Origin of the sequence: Aeromonas popoffii, from assembly GCF_037818705.1 — a bacterium.
Classification (GTDB): domain Bacteria; phylum Pseudomonadota; class Gammaproteobacteria; order Enterobacterales; family Aeromonadaceae; genus Aeromonas; species Aeromonas popoffii.
In genome coordinates this window covers 838,887-860,959 of the sequence record NZ_CP149129.1, presented here as the reverse complement: position 1 = coordinate 860,959, position 22,073 = coordinate 838,887, and the positions used below count along the sequence as shown (strand labels likewise).

Sequence of the window (22,073 nt, the reverse complement as noted above, 5' to 3'; positions counted from 1 at the left end):
CTATTTCCTCGTCCGATAGGTATCAACGATACCCTTCAGCTCAACAGGGCAGCTATTGGCCCAACGTACCATCGGGGTATTGTCAGGCAGCATCAGTACACAAAACTCATCCTGTCCCTTCTCCCGCTTGGGCATGGGCAAAACAACTTTATGCACTTCTGGCCTGTAACCAAGCTCGTCATACTGCTTACGGGTCATCGCCAATTCCCATTTGATCTCGACCGTATCGCCCTCAATCCGGTAGGGACCCGCACTGCCGCCCCCGCCCGCACTGAATCCGTCAAACGCATCTGTGTTGCTGCCCATCTTGCCATTGACATAGACGTAACTGATGGGGCGATCGATCACCGACATGAGCACGATAGAGGCCCCGCCATGTCGCTCCTGCAACAGAAACGTCCATCCCAGCCAGAGCACCAGCACAATGGCACTCAGCCAGCGTCCCCAGCGGGGCATCAAGTCCCACGCAGCCGTGGCCATCGTGGAGATAAATCGTGTCAGGCTTCTTTCTACTGTCATGCTTGTCTCTTTTGTTATTCCTGGGCCGAACGCTCAACCAGCGAGCAGGTCCCCGCCTGATGCAGGCTCTCTTCTCGATCTACCCGGCACTGCAAGTCATCCCTATCCACCATCACTATTTCCTAGTCCGATAGGTATCAACGATACCCTTCAGCTCAACAGGGCAGCTATTGGCCCAACGTACCATCGGGGTATTGTCAGGCAGCATCAGCACACAAAAATCATTCTGTCCCTTCTCCCGCTTGGGCATGGGCATGGGCATGGGCATGGGCATGGGCAGAGTGACAGAGTGTTTTTCTGGTCGCAGCCCTTCCTTATCCAATTGCTCCCGCGTGGTGCTCAGCAACCAGTCGATTTTTACCGTATCACCATCGATCCGATAGGGGCCTGCACTCCCCCCCCCCGCCCGCACCGAATCCATCAAACGCAAATGTGTTGCTGCCCATCTTGCCATTGACGTAGACGTAACTGATGGGGCGATCCATCACCGACATGACCACGATAGCGGCCCCGCCATGTCGCTCCTGCAACAGAAACGTCCATCCCAGCCAGAGCACCAGCACAATGGCACTCAGCCAGCGTCCCCAGCGGGGCATCAAGTCCCACGCAGCCGTAGCCATGGTGGAAATAAATCGTGTCAGGCTTCTTTCTACTGTCATGCTGATTGCTTGAGCTGCTCCAAGGCTGAGCGCCCGCCTTCCAGATAGGCCAATCCCCAGAGCATTAACTGAGCGTCGGTTGCCCCTGCCTGCTTGGCCTTGTCGAGTGCCTTACGCACCATGGCCATCCGCTCACAGGGCGGAAAATGAGCAATATTATCCCCTGATTGCCAGAGAGCAAGCAGGTGATGGGCTTGCGGTGATCCTTCCAATGCTTGATAGAGTGCCGGGGTCAGTTGCACCAGAACTGGTTCTGCCGGGGGGATAGACAAGACCAGCTCACGCCAGTTGCCATTGCACTCCCGCAGCCACCAACGACTGATGCCACCAAAGATACCGCCAAGCCAGGGGGCATCCTGCTGCTCAAGCAGCAAGGGCAAGGCGTCAGGGGTATAGAACCGCAGCAGCATACTGTACTTGCCACCCGGCTCTATCACTCTTGCCCCAAGCGCCAACTGCTCTTGCAGTGTTTCCACAGGTCGCTCGCTGTCAATCAGCCCCACGACATGCCCCTGCTCGGCGAGTTCAGCCAGCAAGCCTTCATCCTGTTGTGAGCACTGCCAGAGCCAGGGGCCAAGATTGACCAGCTCAAACAGGTCATCGTGCAGATAGAGCGGCAAAAACAGCCCCTCACTCATCTTCTCTCGCTGCTCGGCACTAAGATGGGCCGCTTCGATAAGAGCAACAGCCTTTCCTTCACGCCAGATTGATTCAGGTAGCATCTTACTCTCCCTTCACCACGGCATCGCCCTGAGCCATGGCTCTCAGCATGCAAGGGATGCAGACAGGTTTCTCCATAGGCGGAAGCGCCTTTAACAAGGCCTCTGCACTCGTCTGGGTGGCGATTTGTGGCACGATAGTGACATGTTCTGGAGACGGCTCAGATGCGACAGCTTTCGGTAATGAGGGGGCCTGTCCACCCCAGCCGGAACCATTACCAGGGCTACCGCCAGAGTTCATTTTGATGGAGGGACCGACCAAGGTGACGCCACTGGGGTCAACTTTCACAAAGCTACCACCGACCTTGAGCGTCAGCTCTGATCCTGCTTCCAGCACAATCTTGTTACCGGCCTTGATGTGGACCTCTTGGCCCGCTTCAACCAGCAGTGACTGGGCCAGCTTCTGGTGCATGGAAGCATCCACCGTCAGCGAATAGTCGGCCTTGATGTGGTCGCGCTTCTCGCCCTCTACCGTCAGGTGGTCGTTGGCCTTGATGCGGGTCACCCGCTCGTTGTCGATGTCGGTGTGCTGGTCATGCTTGATGTGCCAGGCCGCATCATTTTCGATAAGTACGTTCAGGTCCTTCTGGCCGTGGATGTAAATCTCTTCCTGTCCGGCCTGGTCTTCAAAACGCAGCTCGTTGAAGCCCTCGCCCTGATGGGTTTCGGTGCGCAGCACGGTGCGGGTCTTGTTGGCGGGCAACTCGTAAGGTGGCCGGTTGGTGGCATGGAAGGTGCGGCCCGTCACGATGGGCTGGTCGGGGTCTCCTTCCAAAAAGCTCACGATGACCTCGTGGCCGATACGCGGGATGGCCATCATGCCGTATTGGCCACCGGCCCAGCCCTGACTCACCCGCACCCAGCAGGAGCTCTGGTCGTTGGAGCTACCGTAGCGGTCCCACGGGAATTGCAGCTTCACCCGGCCGTGTTCGTCGCAGTAAATCTCCTCCCCCTCCGGGCCCACCACTATCGCGATTTGCGGGCCGTCGACCATTGGCTTGTGGGGCGCCTCGGGGCTGCCGATACGGGCGCGCCAGGTGGTGCTCGCTTTGACCACGCCAAATTCGTTGTGGTAGACGGTCGGGCCGCTGCCGCCTTCCTCTTCCAGCGCCTGTGGCTGTTCGCCGGTGTGGCTGATACGCACAATTTGCCAGTCGGTGTTGAGGCTGCCGTTGGGGTGTTCGGTCAGCGAGAAACTTTGCCCCGGCAAGAGGGCTGCGCTGTTGGACTTGCCACTGCCGCTGACCGCGTCATTGCGCAGCGCATCGAGCCGGTGCTGGGCAAACGCCTTGCCACTGCCGTCCTGCTTGTAGCGGCCCGGATAGTCAAAATGCTGGTAAGTGTCGCGCTGGTGCTCGAGCTCAGCCCCCATTTTCTTCTGGGAGAGGCCATAAGCCGGGGTCTTAAAGCTGTAGTCCTTGAGCTCTACCTCTGAGGGGCGCACCGATTCGCGGTAGTGGAACTGGCGAACATAGGCGCCCTGTTCCAGCGAGCGGTTGCCGAGGTTGAAGAAGAGCTCGGGGCCTTGGGTCAGCGCAGCTGCATCGTCGGCAAACACGATACGGTGCTTGCCTTGCTCGAATTCATGGAAATAGAACAAGCCCTCTTCGGCAGCGAGGCGGTTAACGAAATCGAGGTCGGTTTCGCGGTACTGAACGCAATATTCCCGCTGGGCATGCTCGTTTTTCAGCGCAAAGGCGTAATCGGTGATGCCGTGCTCTTGCAGCAAAATGGAGAGGATTTCGTCCGGCTTCTGTGCCTGGAAGATGCGGGAGTTCTGGCGCAATCCCAATCGCCACAGGGCAGGTTTGACTTGCAGCTGATAGCGGGTACGGCGAAAGCCGCTGTCCCCTTGCGCAAAGTCGCTCACTACCCCGCATACCCGCCGTTGCAGCTCGCCGTGGTACCACACCATCAGCTCGCAGGGCTGGTCCAGCACAGCACCAAAGTCGATGTCCGGTTGCTGGCTGGCCACCTCCAGTTTGAGGCTAAACGGGCTGTTCAAGCCCTCATCCAGCTTGAAGCTCGCGACCGCAAAGGTGTTGTCAGCCAGTGCGCCAACCTTGACGGTGAATTGTAATCCTGTGCTCTGTGCCATGACCTTGTTCCTTATCCTGCTTGCCCGCTGCCCGAACCAATCACCACGCCACCACAATCCACCGCTGTGCCGGTGATAGCGATAGGCTTGCCATTAACCAGCACAGACCCCACACCACCGGCAATGCTGCGCGGGTGGGGCGGGTTGTTGGGCTTGTCGTGCGGCGCCAGCGGGTCACCCTGACGGGCCACCGGCTTGCCATCGAGAAAGACATCAGGGCTGGCGGCTATCACCGGGGTCGGTGGAAAGCCATCGTGGTCGGTGCCAAGGTCACCAAGCAGTGCAATGGAGGGACACATAATTCAAACCTCTTGTGTGCTTTGCCATCACTCCGCTCTCACTACCACGACATCAATCTCCGGGCAGGGGGATGGCAAAACATAAAAGGCTCCGGCAGCCAAAGACTGACCGGAGAAACACGGGATAAAGGCCGGTGCACACCGGCCACAAGATACGAAACCTAATACAGGAAATAACGAAATCAGAACGTCAGGCTTATGCCTCGACAGGAGCGCGCCAGTCGTCAGCACCAGAGGTACCGGCAACGGTGTGCTCCCAGTCAATCTTGCGGTAAGCAAGAGAGACCTGGATAAGCTGGGTGAAGTCGGATTTCGCCGGGTCTTGGCAATGCGGCATCTGGCAGTCGATGTCAACGATGGTGGCATCGGTCAGCACGGTAGAGAAGAAGTGCTCCTGCTTGCCTTCCACAGAGGTGCGGTACCACTTCAGGGTCACTTCCGGCAGCATCTCGCCGGAAGCCAGGGAGTTGTACATCAGCGGCACGGCTTTGTTCAGCGCAACAGTGAACTTGAACGGCTTGTGGACGCGCTGACCAGCAGGCTGACCGGATTGCGGGTCAGTCGGCACGGTGACAACGTGCTGGAACTCTTGTACCAGCATCTCATCTTCGTGGCCTTGTACGAAGATGTTGCCGACGGAGTCGGAGGTGAAGGCACCAGCGGTGATGTTGCCCTGGGTTTTACCTTCGATGCTGATATAACATGGAGTTGGCATGTGTATGCTCCTAAATAGGTTGGTTAAATGAGCTAGCACTCGACCAAACCCTTAGCAGTGACCGTGCCAATTTATTTATCCGTTAATTATCAATACTTTAATAAAAAACACCACGACACAGCCCCAGCCAACAGCAAGATGTTGCGCCAGATAGTCCATCAAGCCTGCAAAAGTTACACTTTCAGCATTAAATTCCACATGTTGAGCAACTTGTTGCACAAGACAGAACTATTGACCACTCTCATCCACATTCCCCACTAACGCAGCATCGATATTGAGCCGCACCAGCCCCTGCTTGAGCGCCCAGGATATCGCCTGGCTTTTATTGCTAGCTCCCAGCTTCTCGGCAATACGCTCCAGGTGAAAGGTCACCGTTCTAGGGGTAATGCCCAATATCTGGGCAATATCGCTCACCTGCTTCCCCTCTGCCGCCCACTGGCAGACCTCCAGTTCCCGCAGACTCAGCACATCCTGGGGCGACAGACCGGCCAGACAGACCCGGGCTACCGCCTCGAAAATATGCATGGAGAGCCAACTGAGAAAAGGCACCGCATAGAGCCACTGCTGCTTAGTAAGAGGTGTGCTGGTGATAAAGGAGAGCAGGCCCACATGACCGTTGGCTCCGTGCCAGGGAAACGTCACGCCATCGCGAATGCCAAATTCGCTGGCCAGTTGCATCAGCTCCCGGCCCTGTTCATCACAACTCTCGTTATCGCGTACCACATCGGCCCACAGAATGGGGGTGCTCTGGGTCATGCCGCATTTGACAATGGGATCAATAGCAAAGAAACCGCTGGCCGTGTAGGTATCTACCCAGGATTGCGGGCAACCGTTGAAGATGATGACGTCCGGACGCTGGATGGTACTGGGAAAGATCAGGGCAAGGCGAAAATAGTCGAACCCCATGCGCGCGGTCAGCTCACGCAACAGGCTCACTATGGTGCGCTGATCAGCAGCCGTTTCGAACTGGGCGATGAGATCCTGCGCATGCAGGGTATTCATTTCTACGGTATGAGTATCGTGCACAAGGTCGTGTGGCCAAACATGGAAACATGCCGCATGTTAACAAGCGTCAACGGATGGCACACTTGGACCTGTCACAAAATCGGAGATTGCCCACGGTTTATCCTGTAAATTCAGATATACCTGCATGAAAGTACCGTTGAAAGTCCGCAGTACATAGGACACATAGCAAAAAGGCCATCCTTTCGGATGGCCTTTTTGGCTGAATAAATGGCGGAGGAGGTGGGATTTGAACCCACGGATGGTCGCCCATCGCCGGTTTTCAAGACCGGTGCATTCAGCCGCTCTGCCACCCCTCCGCGACAGTGCGGCGAATATTACCCATGGCGATCCGGCTTGTAAATCCCCTCGCGGTGCGTTTGCTGATTTATTGGTCTAAATGACGAATAAAGTCGACTAACGGGGCATTATCAGCGCTTTTTCAACCAGATAACTTGACTTGAAAATAGACTCACCCACTATAGTGGCCATCACGAAACTCCCAGCAAGATGGACTTATGAGAATCAAACATGCCCTGCTTTGCGCCCTGACTGGCGCCACCCTGCTTGCTGCGCCGGTTCAGGCAAGTGAGCTGACCAAGAGCGATGTCGAGCAAATCGTGCGCGATTATCTGGTCAAGAATCCGGAGATCCTGGTCGAGATGTCCAATGCCCTGCGCGCCAAGCAGGAGAGCCAGCAGGCGGCCAACGACAAGAGCCTGATCCAGGCGCATGCCAAGCAGCTCTATGCCAATAAAGATCCCGAGAGCGGGAATCCCAAGGGCAGCCTGACCGTGGTCGAATTCTTCGATTACAACTGTGGTTACTGCAAGCGCGCCCATCCGCTGATCAAGCAACTGCTGAGTGAAGACAAAGATATCCGCTACATCTACAAGCAGTTCCCCATCCTGAGCGAGACCTCCTACTTCGCCGCCCGTGCTGCGCTGGCGGTACAACTGGGTCAGCCTGAAAAATACCAGGCCTTCCATGAGAAGCTGTACACCCATCAGGGCCCGCTGTCCGATGAGGCCCAGGTGAAGCAGCTGGCGGAAGCCGCCGGGGTGAACTGGAGCAAGGTCGAGGCCAAGATCAAGGATGGCAGCATAGATCAGAACCTCGGCACCAACCGGGCGCTGGCCGAAGCCATGAGCATCTCCGGCACACCGGCCTTCATCATAGGCGACCAGATATTGCGTGGCGCCCCTCGCGATCTGGCGAGCCTGAAAGGCTTCATCAAGGATGTGCGCGCGGGCAAGAGCATTCAGTAACCCAGCCCTTCGCACATAAAAAACGCCCCGGCATTACGATGCCGGGGCGTTTTGCTATTCAGGCTTCAGCCCCTCAGCCCTGATGGGCCGTCGCGAGGAGCTGTCAGCAAGGCGAAGAGCTGCGCAGGGACCGGAGTTTATATGAATAAATGAGGATCCCGAGCAGCGCATGATCCTTGATCACGGCTTCGCAGTAGGAGCATAGCCGTTCGGGTTCTGGCTTTGCCAGCGCCAGGTGTCGATCATCATCTGCTCCAGCCCGCGCTCCGCCTGCCAGCCCAGCTCGTCACGAGCCTTGTGCGGCTCGGCCCAACACTCGGCTATGTCACCGGGGCGACGCGGTTTGATCTGGTACGCAATGGTGCGACCGCTGGCCGCCTCGAACGCCGTGATCATCTGCAGCACGGAATAGCCCTGGCCGGTGCCCAGGTTGTAGGTGAACACACCGCTATCGGCAGCGATGCGGGCCAGCGCCTTGAGATGACCGAGGGCGAGATCAACCACGTGAATGTAGTCACGCACGCCAGTGCCATCCGGGGTCGGATAGTCGTTGCCAAACACCCCCAGCTCCTTGAGCTTGCCGACGCCAACCTGGCTGATATACGGCAGCAGGTTGTTGGGGATACCGTTGGGATCTTCACCGATGAGGCCGCTCTCGTGGGCGCCAACCGGATTGAAGTAGCGCAGCAATACGATGGCCCAGCGCGGATCGGATTTGGACACGTCACGCAGTATCTCTTCCACCATCAGCTTGGAGCGACCATAGGGGTTGGTCGCGCTGGTGGGAAAATCTTCCCGCAGCGGCACAGAGGCCGGATCGCCATACACGGTGGCAGACGAGCTGAACACCAACCGGAACACGCCCGCCTTCGCCATCTCCTCGCACAGCACCAGGGTGCCTGTGATGTTGTTCTGGTAGTAGGTGAGCGGGATCTGGCTCGACTCCCCCACCGCCTTGAGACCGGCGAAGTGGATCACGGATTCAATCTTGTGGGCGGCAAACAGCTGCTGCAGGCAGGCTCTGTCCAGCACATCGCCTTCGACGAAGGTGACCGGCTTGCCGGTGATCCGTTCGACCCGCTTTAGCGACTCGGGGGAGGCGTTGGAGAGGTTGTCCAGCACCACGACCTGCTGCCCGGCATTGAGCAGCTCAACCAGGGTATGGGAGCCGATGTAACCGGCGCCGCCCGTGACCAATATTGTCATTTTTTATCCCGTGTTCTGGTGAAACTCGGCTGAGTGTACCCGCCCAGCCACAACGGGAAAAGGGCGAGATACTCATGGAGCCCTCAATAGTCGAGGCTGACATCCCCCCTGGCGGTGCAGGAGCAGGCCAGCGCCACCCCACGCTCAATATCCTGCGGAGTCAGGGTCACCCGACTCTGCCGCTGGATCTCGCCGGTCGTGGTACAGCGACAGGCACCACACACTCCGGCGCGGCAGGCGGCCATCATGGTCTCGCCAGCCCCTTCCAGCGCCACCAGCAGGAGTATCTTCACCTTCTTGCCGCTCTTCTTGAGGGTCAGCCAGAAATGGCCGCTGACGGCAGTAACCGGCACGAACTGCCAGCTCACCACATCATGGGTGTCGGCGCGACGACCGATGCAACGCAGGGTGAGAGAGGTGGAGGTCATCACAAGGCTCCTCATTTTGAACACATGCTTTTGCAACACAGCTCTTTGAAAAAAGGCGAGCCATCAGGCTCGCCAAAGGCTTACAACCTGCCGAGATGGTCAGGCGCGGTATCACTCGATTCAGGCGGCCAGGATCTCGGCGAGATCTGCTTCGGCCGTGGTGGTCCCTTTCAGGCCGAACTGCTCCTCCAGCACCTTGAGCAGGGCCGGGGTCAGGAAGGCCGGTGCGGTCGGGCCGGTGCGAATGTCTTTCACCCCGAGCGCCAGCAGGGTGAGCAGAATGACGATGGCCTTCTGTTCGAACCAGGAGAGCACCAGGGTCAACGGCAGGTCATTGACGCCATACTCGAACGCCTCGGAGAGCGCCAGTGCCAGCTGGATAGCGGAGTAGGCATCGTTGCACTGACCAACGTCCAGCAGACGGGGAATGCCGCCTATGTTGCCAAAATCGAGCTTGTTGAACTTGTACTTGCCGCAGCCCAGGGTGAGCAGCAGGCTGTCTTTGGGGGTGGCTTTGGCAAACTCGGTGAAGTAGGCACGCTCGGCCTTGTCGCCGTCACAACCGCCCACCAGGAAGAAGTGGCTGATTTCACCCGCTTTCACCTTGTCGATCACCGCTGGTGCCACCTGCATCAGGGCATTACGGGCAAAGCCGATGGTGATGAAGTGCTCGAGCTCTGTGTGTTTGAAACCGTCCAGCGCCAGTGCCTTCGCCACCACGGCGGAGAAATCATCACCTTCCAGATGAGTCACGCCCGGCCAACCGACGATGGAGCGGGTGAAGATGCGGTCGCTATAGTCGCCCACGTTGGGATCTATGATGCAGTTGGAGGTCATCACTACGGCGCCCGGGAAGTTGGCAAACTCCTTCTGCTGGTTCTGCCAGGCGGAGCCGTAGTTGCCCACCAGATGGGGGTACTGCTTGAAGAAGGGGTAGGCCAGCGCCGGCAGCATCTCGCCATGGGTGTAGACGTTGATGCCGGTCCCTTTGGTCTGATCCAGAATGAGCTTGAGATCCATCATGTCGTGGCCGGAGACCAGAATGCACTTGCCGGGGATGGGGGTGACGCTTGCTTGAGTCGGTTCCGGATGGCCGAAAGCGCTGGTTTCACCGATATCCAGCATCTCCATGATTTTGAAGTTGAGCTGACCGATCTCCATGGCGCAGTTGAACAGCCGACCCAGCTCGCTCGGGTCTGTGCTGAGCCAGCTCATGATGCGATGGAACTCGGCGGCTACCTCGCTATCCTGCTGACCCAGCACCCGGGCATGTTCCATGTAGGCGGCAGCGCCCTTGAGGCCGTAGAGGCAGAGCAGACGCAGCCCCATGATGTCTTCGTGCACCTCGCGCTTGCCACGATTGACTGCGGTTTGCGGCGCATGGGCCAGCTGGGCGAGCAGCTCGTCACCCGGCTCGAAGCTGGCGGCCTCGGGCAAGCCGGTGACCTGTACCGCCAATGCAACCAGACGGTCGGCCAGCTGCTGACGATGAGCCAGCGCCTGGTTGACATAGGCAACGATGCGGGCGGAATCGAAGTTGACGTTGGTGAGGGTCGCGAAGAAGGCCTTGGGCACGAAGGCATCGATCTCATTGTCGATGACACCGTGCTCGCGGGCGGCCAGCGCCCAGGCGCTGAGGCCCTGCAGCGCATAGATCAGCACATCCTGCAGATCCGAGGTTTCGGCCGTCTTGCCGCACATGCCTCGTGCATACGCACAACCATTGCCTGCCGGGGTACGAATTGTCTGTTCACATTGCACACAAAACATCATGCCTCTCCAAATTGGACATTTCAGTTGCTTGTTTTGTGGCGATTCTATGCCCCTCACCAAAAACTTAATAGGCATTCAGTTTGCCAATTAAGTTTTTGGTGATGCAGATCAAAAACAAAAAAGCCGCCCAAACAGGGCGGCTGCGGGTGGATAAAAGAAGAGACAACGCTGGGTTACAACAAAGGTTTACAACAAAACTCTCTGCAAAAAAGGGTCAGGCCAGATAGGCGCGCAGCATCCAGACCAGTTTTTCCTGCTGCTGCACATAGTCGGAGAGGATGGAGGCCGTCCCCTCGTCACCGGCCTCGGCGGCTTGTCCCAGGATGCGGCGCTGGGCGACCAGCAGCTCGCGGAAGCTCTCAAGCAGGGATTCGACACAGGCACGACCGTCATGCAGCCCCTTCTTCTCCGGGATGGCAGAAACTGTCAGGTAGTCGCTGAAGCTGTGCATGGGCACACCATCCAGAGTGAGGATGCGCTCGGCCAAGGCGTCAACCTTCAGCAGCAGATCGTTATAGATCTCTTCAAATTTCAGGTGCAGTTCGAAGAACTGGTTGCCGCGGATATTCCAGTGGAAGCCACGGACGTTCATGTAGAGGATCTGGTAGCTGGCCAGCAATTTGTTCAGCTCGGCGGCCAGGGCTTGTGATTGAACGGTATCAAGACCAATCGGACTTTTCATGTTTCACCTCCAGATTTGACGACTGAGCCAGATTAGCTCCCTTAAGACTCAAAAGGTAATAGTTACTGCCTAACTGATTAATAGCGAGCGACTATCGCCAAGTGCCCCCAGCGGATGATCTGGTATGACTCACTCCGGGATCCGCTCTATGTAGAGGATCACCTCGCCCAGATGAATGCCGAACTTGCTGATGTCGGCCCGATTGATCAAGCGATCTTCATCCAGCAGATACATCCAGTCATCGAAGCTCACCCGCACCACCTTCCCGTCCGGCAGGGCCAGATCGAGTTGATAGCGCCAGTTGAAGGCAAAGCCCTGAGTTTTGCCTACCGCCTCCCCCACTACGTCGGATGCCGTGCCGTGCCGTGCCAGTGGCCATCTGCCCCTTTGTTCAGGAACCAGGTGCGGGTCTGTTGCCGGCCATCATCGAAATAGAACTGCTCGAACAGCTCACCCTTGCCATCCTGCCAATGCCCTTGCATCTCGACCCGAAAGCGACTGGTCACTTCGCCGCTGCGGTCGGTCACCAGGCCATGAGCCACCAGTTTGCCGTTGAAGAAGCGGGCGAGATCCCAGCTCGGCCCCTGACCGCGATAGTCATCCAGGCTGCTGCCACAACCCGCCAGCACCAAAAGTGGCAGCAGGAGCAGACAACGAAAAACACGAAATAAAACCATGAATTGCTCCAGCATCAGAGTTGACCGCGCAAACGGCGGGTGAGCGTGGGATCGCGACTATTGTCGGCGAGCCAGATGGCCAAAAAGGCCGCTGAGAATTGGGGATCAGCAAGGGTGCCGAGCGGCTGATCGTGCCACCAAAAATGGCCAACCCCGGCTTCATCCACATAGAAGGTAAGCCTGTCTCCCGCCCCCACATCGGGCCAGAGTGCTGCCAGCTGCCCGATCCAGCGCTGGCGATCGACATCGCTGCCGAGATCGAGTCGCTGCCACTCCTCGGCGGTGGCGGTAAGCAAATCGCTCCGTTCGATATCTCTGGCGTAGGTGAGGGTCAATGCCTGTGGATAGTTGCCCGGCTCATAGCGGCCACTTTGGCTGTAGAGGGTGGCGTCATAGAGCTTGAACCAGAGCCAGCTCATCTCCCCCTGCCCCACGGCTCGCAGCTGCTGCCAGGGGGGGGAAGGGATCTCTTTGGCCAATGAAGGTGGGCTGCTCAAGGCCACGATCAGCAGGCTAATTCCACCCCATATGCCAATTCGCGGGATCTTCCAGTTCATGCCAATCCATCTCCTGTTCCAGCAAGGTATTGATATCCTGCATCACCACACGGGCCAGTCGCCCCTGGGCATCCCGCTGGCAGGCAACCACCAGATAGTAACGCTCGGTCAGCTCGTGCTGGCTCTCTTTGGTCCACTTGGAAAACAACAAGGTGTCGGTCGAAAAGGTGTTCATCTTGATTCACCCTCCAGTTTGACCGTTCCCCACAGGAGTACGGGTAACCACCACATCCAGATCACCACCAATAGTGCTGTGCTGATCCAGATGCCCCAAGGTAAGTGTACTGCGCCCATGGCCGCTCCCGCCACATAGGAGGAAGCACCACCCGCAATGCCAAACAGCCCCTGCTGCCAGCGGGGCAAGGGGCGCAACCAGCGCAACCCATGGCTGAGGCTCAAGGCAAATCCCAGCCACAGCAGTGCCAGCCAGAGGGGGAAACCGACCGAAAATTGAAACAATCCGAGCTGCCAGAGCAGGCCATCGAGCAGACAGCCGGCCAGGGCCACCGGCAATAACCGCAGATCGCGCCTGCGGCTGGGGGAGAAGAGGAAGTGGAGCAACAGCATCAACAGCAGCGGGCCCGGCTGCTGCCATTTCACCGCCAGCAGCCAGTAGAGGTTGAACCCTAGCAGATGAGCCCACTGCCACATGGTCAGTGACCGCTCACTGGCAGATCCCCCGACCAGCCGAGGGGCCCCGGCTTGGCTGCTTCCAGCTGGACCAGGCTGATGGCCCGCTCCCAGAAGCCTCCTTCGCAATAGGCAAAGTAGAAGTGCCACAGCCGGATGAAATCCTGGCTATAACCCAGCTTGGGCAGCTCGGGGGCCAGCGCCAGAAAGCGCTCGCACCAGTGTGCCAGGGTGCGGGCATAGTGATGACCGTGATCGTGCAGCCGCACCAGCTGCATGTCAGTCTCGCGGGCAATCAGCCCCGCCATCTGGGAGACACTCGGCAGGCAGCCGCCCGGGAAGATGTAACGCTGGATGAAGTCGACACTGCGCAGATATTGGGCGTGGCGCTGATCGGCAATGGTGATGGCCTGGATCAGCAGGCGGCCACCGGGTTTGAGCAGCAGTGACAACTGGCGGAAGTAATCGGGCAGGAAGGCGTGACCCACCGCCTCTATCATCTCGATGGAGACCAACTTGTCGAAGGTCCCCTCCAGTTTGCGATAATCCTCCAGCAGCAAGGTAATCCGATCTCCGAGTCCCTCCTGTTCGATCCACTCGCGAGCGTAGTCATGCTGAGCCTGGGAGATGGTCGTCGTGGTCACCCGGCAGCCATAGTGACGGGCCGCATAAATGGCCAGCCCGCCCCAGCCTGTGCCTATCTCCAGCAGGTGATCGTCCGGCCTCAGCTCCAGGCGCTCGCAGATGGTGCGCAGCTTGGCCTCTTGTGCCTCCTCCAGAGTGGACTCGGTCCCCGGATAGATGGCGCTCGAATACTGCATATGGCTGTCGAGAAAACCCTGATAGAGGGTATTACCCAGATCATAGTGGGCGGCGATGTTGGATCGTGAACCTGTCAGGGTATTACGATTGAGCCAGTGGCGCGCCTTGTTGAAGGGGAAACTCAGCCAACTAAGCCGCCGCTCCAGGCTATCGAGCAGTGTCATATTGCGTGCCAGCAACCGCACCAGCGCCACCGGATCCGGGCTGGTCCAGATCCCCTCCACCCAGGTCTCGCCAGCGGCTATGCTGCCCCCCAACAACAAGCGGCGATAGAAGGCCGGATCCTTTACCACCACTTCGGCGTGCAGGTCAGTACCCGCCACCCCGAAACTATGACGATCGCTGCCGTCTCGCAGCAGCAACTGACCCTGCTCGAGGCGCCCCAGCAGGGCTAGCAGTAGTTGCCTTGCGCCTTTGTCGATGAAAGAGGCAGAGCTTGTTGATTGCACCAGTTCCATTAGTGAGTCTCCGGATGGCTGAAGAATAAGTGGCAGAGCGTTTGAATTGAATCTGAGTCATGAATTAAGCTGACCACCGGATAGCACATTGAGGCTGCGGAAGTGGATTGTATCTGCTCCATTAGCGCGTCTCCGGATGGCTGAAGATAGGTGTTCGTTTGATAAAAAGACGCAAGGCCTGCCAGTAGATACCAAGCAGCACCTTCAGGGTCATCCAGGGCCAGCGGGTGAGCAGCGCCACCAACCCCTTGCGCGACAGCGGCTCGCGACTCAGCGCCAGGGTGGCGTCAAACAACTTGGCCTCGCCAGACTGGGGATGACTCTCGATATGGATCAGTGTCTCCTGCTCCGGTGGGCGAATGCGCCAGTGGTAGCGCATGGCCAACCCCATAAAGGGAGAGACGTGAAAATCCTTGTCATGGGGCGCCAGCGCCGCCAGATCCAGCAGGTAGTAGTGGCGCTCGTTCCAGGGGGTGTTGGATACCTCTGCCAGCAGGTAACGCGCATCCCCGTGCCGGTAGCAGAAGTAGAAATTGACCGGGCTGAAATAGAAGCCCAGGCAGCGTACATTGCCGAGCAGTAGCACGCGCCCGTCCGGCTCTGCAGCCCCACCAAGCTCGGTCACCTTCTCCCACACCGCTTGCTTGAGGCTTCCCTCGCTGCCTTTGAGATAGTCCTTGCGGTGAAAAGAGAGCAAGCCTGCCCGCTCCACCCCAAACCAGCGCCCTTGATTAAGCTGTGGCAGCTCGTCCAGATCCAGCCCCAGCATGAAGAGGCTGTAGGAAAAGGCGTGCGCCCTGGGTGCAAAGCGGCGATGGCGCACCGAACCTTGCCAGATGGCGCTGACTGTCTGAGCCATGGCGACAGTACTCATAGCTCGGCCCCGAAGCGTCTGGCGACGTCCAGCGCGCTGCGCACCCCGTCTTCGTGAAAGCCGTTGTACCAGTAGGCGCCGCAGAAATGGGTGTGCTGCTGACCACAGATCTCCAACCGCGCCTGCTGCGCCAGAATGGATGCCTGATTGAACACCGGATGGTGATAAACAAAGCGGCGCAGCACCTTGCTCTCGTCCACCTTGCCCTTGGGATTGAGGCTGACGCAGAAGGGCGCTGGCGAGTTCACCCCCTGCAGAATGTTCATGTTGTAGCTCACCAGCGGCCGAGCCTCGTCGTCCCCGTCCAGCTGATAGTTCCAGCTGGCCCAGGCTTTGCGACGAGTGGGCAAACAGCTGGCATCGGTATGGAGCCAGACATCGTTGGCCTGATAGGCCATGTCGCCCAGAATCGCCTGCTCCCGCTCGCTCGCATCGGTAAGCAGGGCCAGCGCCTGATCGCTGTGGCAGGCGAGGATCACCTCGTCAAACTGTTCCTCGCCATAACTGCTCTGGATCAGCACCCCCTCGGTCAGCCGCCGGATCCCCTGTACCGGGCAAGCGAGGCGGATCTGCGGCTGCCAGCCAGCAGTGAGCGGGCCTATGTACTCCCGCGAGCCGCCCGGGATCACGTACCACTGGGGACGGTTGGCCACATCGAGCAAGCCATGGTTGGCAAAAAAACGCAGAAAAAAGCCAAGGGGAAAGGCGCGCATGTCCGCCAGGGTGGATGACCAGATGGCCGCCCCCATGGGCAGAATGTAGTGGCGGGCGAAGTAGTCACTGAAATCCCCCACCTGCAAGAAATCCCCGAGCGTCAGCTCAGAGCTATCTTGTTGCCGTTGACTATCAGCCAGCCAAGCGCGCGCTTCCCGGTTGAAACGCAGGATCTCGGCGACGAAGCGGTAAAAACGCGGGCTCAGCAGATTGCTGCGCTGGGCAAACAGGGTGTCAAGATTGTGACCGTTGTACTCGAGCCCCTCCGGGCTCTTCACCGAAAAACTCATCTCGGCGTCCTGGCGTGCCACGCCGATCCGCTCCAGCAATGTGAGGAAATGGGGGTAGGTACGATCATTGAACACGATAAAACCGGTGTCGATGGCATAGCTGCGACCGGCCAGGCTGACATCGACGGTGGCGGTGTGGCCACCCAGGGTGGGGGCCGCCTCAAACAATGTGATGTCGTGGCACTTGTGGAGCAGAAAACCGGCGGTAAGCCCGGAGATACCTGAGCCGACGATGGCAATCTTTTTCTTCATGAATGGCGTCCTTTCGAAACGAGCGTGCTGCCAAGCCGCAGCCAGAGTCCCACCGGCAGTGCGCCAAGCAGGCGCAACAACCAGATGAAGCGGCGGGGAAAGTGGATCTGATGACGACCGGCGGCCAGTCCGGTCAGGATGGTGCGAGAGGCCTCCTCTACCGTCACCAGACAGGGCATGGGAAAATCATTTTTCGCAGTGAGCGGGGTCTGTACAAAGCCGGGGCGGATCAGGGTCACCGCGATTCCCCTGGCCTTGAGATCGAGACGCAAGGTATCGGCCAGATAGTCGAGGGCCGCCTTGGAGGCGCCATAGGCTTCCGCCCTTGGCAGTGGCAACCAGCTCACCGACGAGCTGACGATGGCGAGCCGCGCCCCCTCGCCAAGCAGCGGCAGAAAAGCGGCAAGCGCGTGGCCGGTAGCGATGAGATTGGTCTCGATCACCCTGGCAAACAGCTCGCCGTCAAAGCCGTCCGCCACATCCATGTATTCGCAGCTGCCGGCATTGAGGATCAACAGATCCAGCGGCGGCAGGCTGGCAGCCACCTCTGCCATTGCCGCCGCATCCCGTGCATCGAACTGCAAGGAGGTAATACCGTCCCGGGCCAACTGTGCCAGCCGCTCGCCATCACGACCACAACCCCACACCTGCCAGCCCGCCTGCCTATAATCGAGCGCCAGCTGGCGACCCAGCCCGGAACTGGCGCCAGTGATCAACACACATTTGCTCATGTCCCCAGCCTCCCCTTGATGGTACGCACCACGGGCCCAAGCAGCGGCAACTGCTCGTAAAGCATGGCGCCGAGATCGAAGTAGTCGCGATGCAGACACACCTTGTCTGCGGCGTCGAACTCAAGGTGGGTGGCCCCCTCGACCCGCACCGGCTGACCTGCAGCCAGTCTTGGGTGAGAGAGGGTCATGACCCAGCTTATCCAGGCCTCACGACCCTGTTGCTGCTGGCTGGTTATCTCGAAGCGGCAGTCGGCGAGGCGCTGATAGAGGGCCGCAAAATAGTCGGTGAGCGCCGTCAGCCCCTCGATACGGTGGGCCGGATCGATGAAGATCACCTGCTCGGCATAAACTTCCGGCAAGCGATACAGCTGCTGCTTATCCAGTTGCTGGTAAAGGGCAATAAAGCGGGCCAGCGGCGCGTTCATTCTATTTCTCCAGGTGGCGAAACATCTCGATGGCTTTTACCCGGGCAAGGGCATGATCCACCATAGGGTCAGGATATCCACATCCTCCTTTGAGTCGCAACCAGTCATGGGGCTGGTGCACATAGGCGACAGGGACATCGGCAAGTTCAGTTACCCAGGTACGAATAAAGTCTCCTTGTGGATCAAATCGTTGCCCCTGAGTGGAGGGATTGAACACCCGAAAGTAGGGGGCCGCATCGGCACCCGTTCCCGCCGCCCACTGCCAGCCGCCGTTGTTGGCCGCCAGATCCCCGTCGATGAGCTGGCTCATGAAATAATCCTCCCCGAGCCGCCAGTGGATGTGCAGATCCTTGGTCAGGAAGCTCGCCACTATCATCCGCAGTCGGTTGTGCATCCAGCCGGTGGCGTTGAGGCAGCGCATGGCCGCATCGACGATGGGATAGCCGGTCCGCCCCTCGCACCAGGCGGCCAAGGCTTCCGGATCCCAACCCCAGGACAAGGCCGCGGTCTCGGGTTTGAACGGCAGATTCATGGAGAGGGTCGGCACCAGCACAAGCAGGTGGCGATAGAACTCGCGCCAGACAAGCTCGTTGAGCCAGACGAAACCTTGCTGCGCCTTGGATTGGGGTCGGTAACCGAGCCGCTGCTGCAGCGCCCCTACGCACTGGCGCGGGCTTATGATGCCCGCGGCCAGATAAGGCGAGAGAATGGAGGTGCCCGCCTGCGCCGGAAAGTCCCGGGTCTCCCCATAGTCGAGCACCGCCTGTTCCAGAAAATCGTGCAGACGGCGCTGGGCCTCGGCCTCCCCCACTGGCCAGTGCGGATCCGGCGACACGTCGCCCAGCTCAGCATCGACACATGTCCTGTCGACCAGCGGTTGCCACGGCAGCGGCTCGCCCCGTGGCGCGGGGGCTCTGTGAATGACGAAGCCATCCTCCTCCAGCGCCTTGAACCAGGCTCGGCTGAAGGGAGTGAACACCTTGAACATCTCCCCTGCGCCTGTCAGCACCCGCCCCGGAGGCAGCACGCAGCAGCCGTTGAACCAGTGGCAACTCATCTCCTGCTCTGCCAGCGCGGCACCGACGTCGCTGTCACGGCGCAGTTCGTCGAGCTCAATGGCCTGATTGGCGTAGAGATGAGTGACACCGAGCTCCCGGGTCAGAGCCGCCAACGCCGCGGGCAGCTCGGCAAAGAGCTCGACCCGCAGCAGATGGAGCTGGATGCCAAGCGCCGCCAGCTCGCGGCCCAGCGCATCGACCTGCGCCAGGATAAAGCGCTGACGGATGGCGGCCATCTTGTGTTGCCGCCACTGGGTCGGGGAGATGACAAACAGGGCGGCTACTTCCCCTGTCTCGGCGCAAGCATGTCGCAAAGCCGGATTGTCGGCGAGGCGCAAATCATTGCGAAACCAGACCAGCTTCATGGGGTCTTACTCCCGCGCACGGCACCGCCACGGGCTGCCGGTTTGTCCAAACTGACTTCAGCCAGAGTGGGCTGCCAGCCATGGGCCGCCAGCCAATCCGCGTCATAGAGGCGGCCCAGCTCGCCAAACATGAGAGTGCCCGCCGGCCAGCCAGTGGCCATATCCGGCTTGCCAAGCCCGGCCCCCAGTAGCAGCAACCAGGGCGTGGCCGCCCGCCCCTCCAGCAGGGCGAAGTGGCGCGGCTCAACTGCCCCCAGCAGCTGTACCTCATAACCCTGGCCGATCAGCTCATAGGCAGACCAGACCAGATCGAGGGGGCCGACCTGACCCCAGCTTGCGAGGGTAACCGGGCGTCCCTTCTCTTGTTCGATGAGGTGGCGAGCGAAGCGGGTATGAAGCCAGCCCAGCCAAACCTGTTGCAGCAGCTCGCCATCGGGCCGTTCGCGCCACAGGCCGAGCAACTGCCCCACCAGGGGTTGCAACACCCGGCTGCGCACCAGCTCGAACGGGTAGCTTGCCAGCAGGTCATTCAGTTGCGCCTCCACCTTGCGCTGGTTGAGGCCAAGCACCGACTGGCATAGCTGCTCCAGGGTCTGCTGCCAGTGATCGCTCACCAGCTGGGATTGGGGTTCGTTCAGCAATCCCTTGACCTGACCTATGCTCACCCCCCGCTCCAGCCAGCGCTGGATCTCGCCTATCTGGCGGATATCCTGCTCGCTGTAGAGGCGATGCCCCTTCTCGGTGCGGGCCGGCTGCACCAGCCCGTAGCGGCGCTGCCAGGCACGCAGGGTGACGGCATTGACGCCGGTGAGGCGGGAGACATCACGAATGGGGTAAATCCCCACATCTGGCAAAGGAGCAACTTCGTGCGGTAAATCAGACATAACTACGTCCATCAAACAGAGGGGTGGATCGCCCCGGTGCACACAGCGCACCGGGGCAACAAAGCGGGATCAGAGCCCATAACGCAGCTTGAGCGTATCGGGGTGCGGATTGAGATAGACCTGCTGCGCCAGATAAGGATTGGGGTATTCCCGCAGGTAGTGGCGGATCAGGGTCAACGGCACCAGCAAGGGGAAGATACCGGTGCGGTACTTGTCTATGGTGTCGGCCAGCTCCTGCTTCTGGGACGGGGTCAGTACCCGCTTGAAGTAACCCTGCAGATGCATCAGCACATTGGTGTGGCTGCGGCGATTGGCCCGCAGGGTCAGGGCCGCCATCAATCCTTTGATGTAACTGTCGGCGACCTGCTGCAGGTTGGCCTTACCGAGGTTGCCCAGCAGCTTGCCAAGGATGCGGTAGTGGGTGGTGGCATGGGAGAGCACCAGATACTTGTAACGGGAGTGAAAGCGGATGAGCGCCGCGGCACTGAGCCCCTGGGCGCAGAGCTGCTGCCAGTCATGGTAGGCGAAGACCCGCAGCACGAAGTTTTCTCGCAAAATGGGATCACACAAGCGGCCATCTTCTTCCACCGGTAACAGGGGGTTGGCCTCCATCAACGCCTTGGCAAACAGGCCAATCCCCTCCTTGGCACTCCCCTCGTTGTTGGCGCCATAGATGCGTACCCGCTCCATGCCGCAGCTGGGGGACTTGGCGCAGAGGATGTAGCCCGAGATAAAGTCGAGCTGACGGGCCTTCTGCTCGCTGAAGGCGATCAGTTGCTCGGTGACATCGAAGCTCCCGTTGCTCGCCTCGGCGCGGATCTCGCCATGGCGCTTGACCAGCCGGATGGCTGCGCGCGGCGCCCCCAGGCCGATGGCCATCTCGGGACAGACGGGGTGATAATCGAAGTGAGCGCCAAGATCCCGTTCGCAAAAGCTGGAGCGCTTGTGGCCCCCGTCGAACCGTACTTCCTGTCCCAACAGGCAGGCACTGATACCGACTTTAATCTTGTACATGTTGACGCTCCTTGTATAAGCCTGAGTTCAGTTATAGCAGTTATACAAAGAAAAGAAAGTTGTATAACTATTGCGGACTGATACGGCACAAGGGCAAAAACAGGATCACCAGAAATGAAGAAGCCCATGACAGACGTCATGGGCAAGCAATCAAGACACTACGGGAGGGAAGATCAGAAGCTGTACTTCACACCCAGGCTGGAGATGGAACCTTTTTGCAGATCCCAGTTGCGATAGGTGTAGTCGGCGGTGAGGGCCAGATTCTGGCTCACCTTGTAGGCGGCGCCCACTTTGAAGTCCTGCATGTCGTCGGTCATGTTGGCGTAACGGTAGCCGGTGGAGAGCTCGACGGCGCCAATGTCATAGCGCAGGCCCACTTCACCGTACATGCTGCCGCTGTTCTTGCGGGTGATCACATCCCAACCGCTGTCCTTCACGTTGGCAGCCACTTCGCGCTCCATGCTGTAACCCATCAGACCCGCTTCACCGTACAGGTTCAGACCGGTGCTGAGCGGGGTGTAGACACCCAGACCCAGGCTGGAGAGGCCCATGCTGTCGTTGCCATCATTGCGGGAGGTGTATTCGCTGCCCAGACGGCCATAGAAGTTGGAACCGAAGCTCTTGGAGAGATCCAGATTCAGGCCACCGAAATCGCGGTGGTTGCTGTCTTTTCCGCCGATGTAATCGGACTTGGTATGTGCCCAGGTCAGGCCGCCCTTGGCATAGCTGAAGGCATCCTGTGCCAGAGCGGAAGTAGAAGCGAAACCGGCCAGAACCAGAACAGAAAGTGCAACTTTTTTCATTTTGATGACTCCACGTGTTGAGCTAGTTGAGACCTAGCTGGAATGGAGCCATTGTGCCGAGCAGGCGGGAGAATACCGAGCGGCAAGCTGTTGCTAAATCATGTCAGATGTAAGCAACTGTTGCTGGCGGTTACCGAATTAACAATTGAGC

The 22,073-nt window shown here is 59.1% G+C and carries 24 protein-coding genes, 1 tRNA gene and 2 pseudogenes; 1 reads left to right on the top strand and 26 read right to left on the bottom strand.

Features of this window, described 5'->3' with window-relative positions; genetic code table 11:
- The 9 genes from WJM78_RS04175 to WJM78_RS04135 form a co-directional block, all read right to left on the bottom strand.
- Nucleotides 1–519: a hypothetical protein gene (locus WJM78_RS04175; protein WP_339013914.1), complete on the bottom strand. Its 519-nt coding sequence runs from the start codon at nucleotides 517–519 to the stop codon at nucleotides 1–3.
- A 365-nt stretch (nucleotides 520–884) separates the two neighbouring features.
- A complete protein-coding gene (locus tag WJM78_RS04170) occupies nucleotides 885–1,178 on the bottom strand; it encodes a hypothetical protein (protein WP_339013911.1) in 294 nt (97 codons plus the stop codon).
- Complete coding sequence (locus WJM78_RS04165) at nucleotides 1,175–1,900, bottom strand: DUF4123 domain-containing protein (protein ID WP_339013908.1); 726 nt, start codon at nucleotides 1,898–1,900, stop codon at nucleotides 1,175–1,177. Before WJM78_RS04165 ends, WJM78_RS04170 begins: the two co-directional genes overlap by 4 nt.
- A gap of 1 nt (nucleotide 1,901) precedes the next feature.
- On the bottom strand, nucleotides 1,902–3,995 hold the full coding sequence (locus WJM78_RS04160) for a type VI secretion system tip protein VgrG (RefSeq protein ID WP_339013906.1): 2,094 nt from the start codon (nucleotides 3,993–3,995) through the stop codon (nucleotides 1,902–1,904).
- A gap of 11 nt (nucleotides 3,996–4,006) precedes the next feature.
- Nucleotides 4,007–4,294: a type VI secretion system PAAR protein gene (locus WJM78_RS04155; RefSeq protein ID WP_042038057.1), complete on the bottom strand. Its 288-nt coding sequence runs from the start codon at nucleotides 4,292–4,294 to the stop codon at nucleotides 4,007–4,009.
- A gap of 196 nt (nucleotides 4,295–4,490) precedes the next feature.
- Nucleotides 4,491–5,009: a type VI secretion system effector Hcp1 gene (gene hcp1, locus WJM78_RS04150; protein WP_339013902.1), complete on the bottom strand. Its 519-nt coding sequence runs from the start codon at nucleotides 5,007–5,009 to the stop codon at nucleotides 4,491–4,493.
- Nucleotides 5,010–5,084: 75 nt separating this feature from the next.
- Nucleotides 5,085–5,228 carry a hypothetical protein gene (locus tag WJM78_RS04145; RefSeq protein WP_275931037.1) on the bottom strand — a complete coding sequence of 48 codons (144 nt, stop codon included), beginning with the start codon at nucleotides 5,226–5,228 and terminating at the stop codon, nucleotides 5,085–5,087.
- A 9-nt stretch (nucleotides 5,229–5,237) separates the two neighbouring features.
- Entirely contained in the window at nucleotides 5,238–6,011 is a 774-nt protein-coding gene (locus WJM78_RS04140; protein ID WP_339013897.1) for a LuxR family transcriptional regulator, read from the bottom strand.
- A gap of 232 nt (nucleotides 6,012–6,243) precedes the next feature.
- Nucleotides 6,244–6,331, bottom strand: a tRNA-Ser gene (locus WJM78_RS04135).
- Nucleotides 6,332–6,529: 198 nt separating this feature from the next.
- On the opposite strand from WJM78_RS04135, the gene WJM78_RS04130 reads away from it, so the two are divergent.
- The gene (locus WJM78_RS04130; protein ID WP_287145723.1) at nucleotides 6,530–7,279 is read left to right on the top strand and encodes a DsbA family protein; all 750 of its coding nucleotides are present in this window, start codon (nucleotides 6,530–6,532) and stop codon (nucleotides 7,277–7,279) included.
- Nucleotides 7,280–7,459: 180 nt separating this feature from the next.
- Here the strand turns inward: WJM78_RS04130 and galE are convergent, their stop codons facing one another.
- The 17 genes and pseudogenes from galE to WJM78_RS04045 all read right to left on the bottom strand — a co-directional run bounded on the left by galE (nucleotide 7,460) and on the right by WJM78_RS04045 (nucleotide 21,922).
- Entirely contained in the window at nucleotides 7,460–8,485 is a 1,026-nt protein-coding gene (gene galE / locus WJM78_RS04125; RefSeq protein ID WP_108536945.1) for a UDP-glucose 4-epimerase GalE, read from the bottom strand.
- A gap of 83 nt (nucleotides 8,486–8,568) precedes the next feature.
- A pseudogene (locus tag WJM78_RS04120) lies at nucleotides 8,569–8,835 on the bottom strand (2Fe-2S iron-sulfur cluster-binding protein); the annotation flags it as partial.
- A gap of 198 nt (nucleotides 8,836–9,033) precedes the next feature.
- A complete protein-coding gene (gene hcp / locus WJM78_RS04115; RefSeq protein WP_339015743.1) occupies nucleotides 9,034–10,683 on the bottom strand; it encodes a hydroxylamine reductase in 1,650 nt (549 codons plus the stop codon).
- A gap of 217 nt (nucleotides 10,684–10,900) precedes the next feature.
- A complete protein-coding gene (locus WJM78_RS04110) occupies nucleotides 10,901–11,368 on the bottom strand; it encodes a Dps family protein (RefSeq protein WP_108536944.1) in 468 nt (155 codons plus the stop codon).
- Between the two features lie 129 nt (nucleotides 11,369–11,497).
- Nucleotides 11,498–12,045: pseudogene (locus WJM78_RS04105) on the bottom strand (DUF3833 domain-containing protein).
- A gap of 14 nt (nucleotides 12,046–12,059) precedes the next feature.
- Nucleotides 12,060–12,602: a chalcone isomerase family protein gene (locus WJM78_RS04100; RefSeq protein WP_339013892.1), complete on the bottom strand. Its 543-nt coding sequence runs from the start codon at nucleotides 12,600–12,602 to the stop codon at nucleotides 12,060–12,062.
- Nucleotides 12,559–12,777 carry a TIGR02450 family Trp-rich protein gene (locus WJM78_RS04095; RefSeq protein ID WP_042037081.1) on the bottom strand — a complete coding sequence of 73 codons (219 nt, stop codon included), beginning with the start codon at nucleotides 12,775–12,777 and terminating at the stop codon, nucleotides 12,559–12,561. The genes WJM78_RS04100 and WJM78_RS04095 overlap by 44 nt, the downstream gene beginning before the upstream one ends.
- The gene (locus tag WJM78_RS04090; protein ID WP_339013889.1) at nucleotides 12,774–13,253 is read right to left on the bottom strand and encodes a DUF2878 domain-containing protein; all 480 of its coding nucleotides are present in this window, start codon (nucleotides 13,251–13,253) and stop codon (nucleotides 12,774–12,776) included. The genes WJM78_RS04095 and WJM78_RS04090 overlap by 4 nt, the downstream gene beginning before the upstream one ends.
- Before the next feature lie 2 nt (nucleotides 13,254–13,255).
- Entirely contained in the window at nucleotides 13,256–14,512 is a 1,257-nt protein-coding gene (locus WJM78_RS04085; RefSeq protein ID WP_339013887.1) for a cyclopropane-fatty-acyl-phospholipid synthase family protein, read from the bottom strand.
- A 121-nt stretch (nucleotides 14,513–14,633) separates the two neighbouring features.
- Nucleotides 14,634–15,386 carry a DUF1365 domain-containing protein gene (locus WJM78_RS04080; RefSeq protein WP_275931045.1) on the bottom strand — a complete coding sequence of 251 codons (753 nt, stop codon included), beginning with the start codon at nucleotides 15,384–15,386 and terminating at the stop codon, nucleotides 14,634–14,636.
- Nucleotides 15,383–16,642 carry an NAD(P)/FAD-dependent oxidoreductase gene (locus tag WJM78_RS04075; protein WP_339013882.1) on the bottom strand — a complete coding sequence of 420 codons (1,260 nt, stop codon included), beginning with the start codon at nucleotides 16,640–16,642 and terminating at the stop codon, nucleotides 15,383–15,385. Before WJM78_RS04075 ends, WJM78_RS04080 begins: the two co-directional genes overlap by 4 nt.
- Complete coding sequence (locus WJM78_RS04070) at nucleotides 16,639–17,373, bottom strand: SDR family NAD(P)-dependent oxidoreductase (RefSeq protein WP_339013880.1); 735 nt, start codon at nucleotides 17,371–17,373, stop codon at nucleotides 16,639–16,641. Before WJM78_RS04070 ends, WJM78_RS04075 begins: the two co-directional genes overlap by 4 nt.
- Nucleotides 17,370–17,798, bottom strand: coding sequence for a nuclear transport factor 2 family protein (locus WJM78_RS04065; protein WP_042037071.1), 429 nt, complete (start codon nucleotides 17,796–17,798; stop codon nucleotides 17,370–17,372). Before WJM78_RS04065 ends, WJM78_RS04070 begins: the two co-directional genes overlap by 4 nt.
- A 1-nt stretch (nucleotide 17,799) precedes the next feature.
- The gene (gene phrB, locus WJM78_RS04060; RefSeq protein WP_339013877.1) at nucleotides 17,800–19,221 is read right to left on the bottom strand and encodes a deoxyribodipyrimidine photo-lyase; all 1,422 of its coding nucleotides are present in this window, start codon (nucleotides 19,219–19,221) and stop codon (nucleotides 17,800–17,802) included.
- A complete protein-coding gene (locus tag WJM78_RS04055) occupies nucleotides 19,218–20,105 on the bottom strand; it encodes a MerR family transcriptional regulator (protein ID WP_042037069.1) in 888 nt (295 codons plus the stop codon). The genes phrB and WJM78_RS04055 overlap by 4 nt, the downstream gene beginning before the upstream one ends.
- 69 nt (nucleotides 20,106–20,174) lie before the next feature.
- Nucleotides 20,175–21,119: a DUF523 and DUF1722 domain-containing protein gene (locus WJM78_RS04050; RefSeq protein ID WP_339013872.1), complete on the bottom strand. Its 945-nt coding sequence runs from the start codon at nucleotides 21,117–21,119 to the stop codon at nucleotides 20,175–20,177.
- Between the two features lie 173 nt (nucleotides 21,120–21,292).
- The gene (locus WJM78_RS04045; RefSeq protein WP_108537688.1) at nucleotides 21,293–21,922 is read right to left on the bottom strand and encodes an outer membrane beta-barrel protein; all 630 of its coding nucleotides are present in this window, start codon (nucleotides 21,920–21,922) and stop codon (nucleotides 21,293–21,295) included.
- Nucleotides 21,923–22,073: the final 151 nt, after the last annotated feature.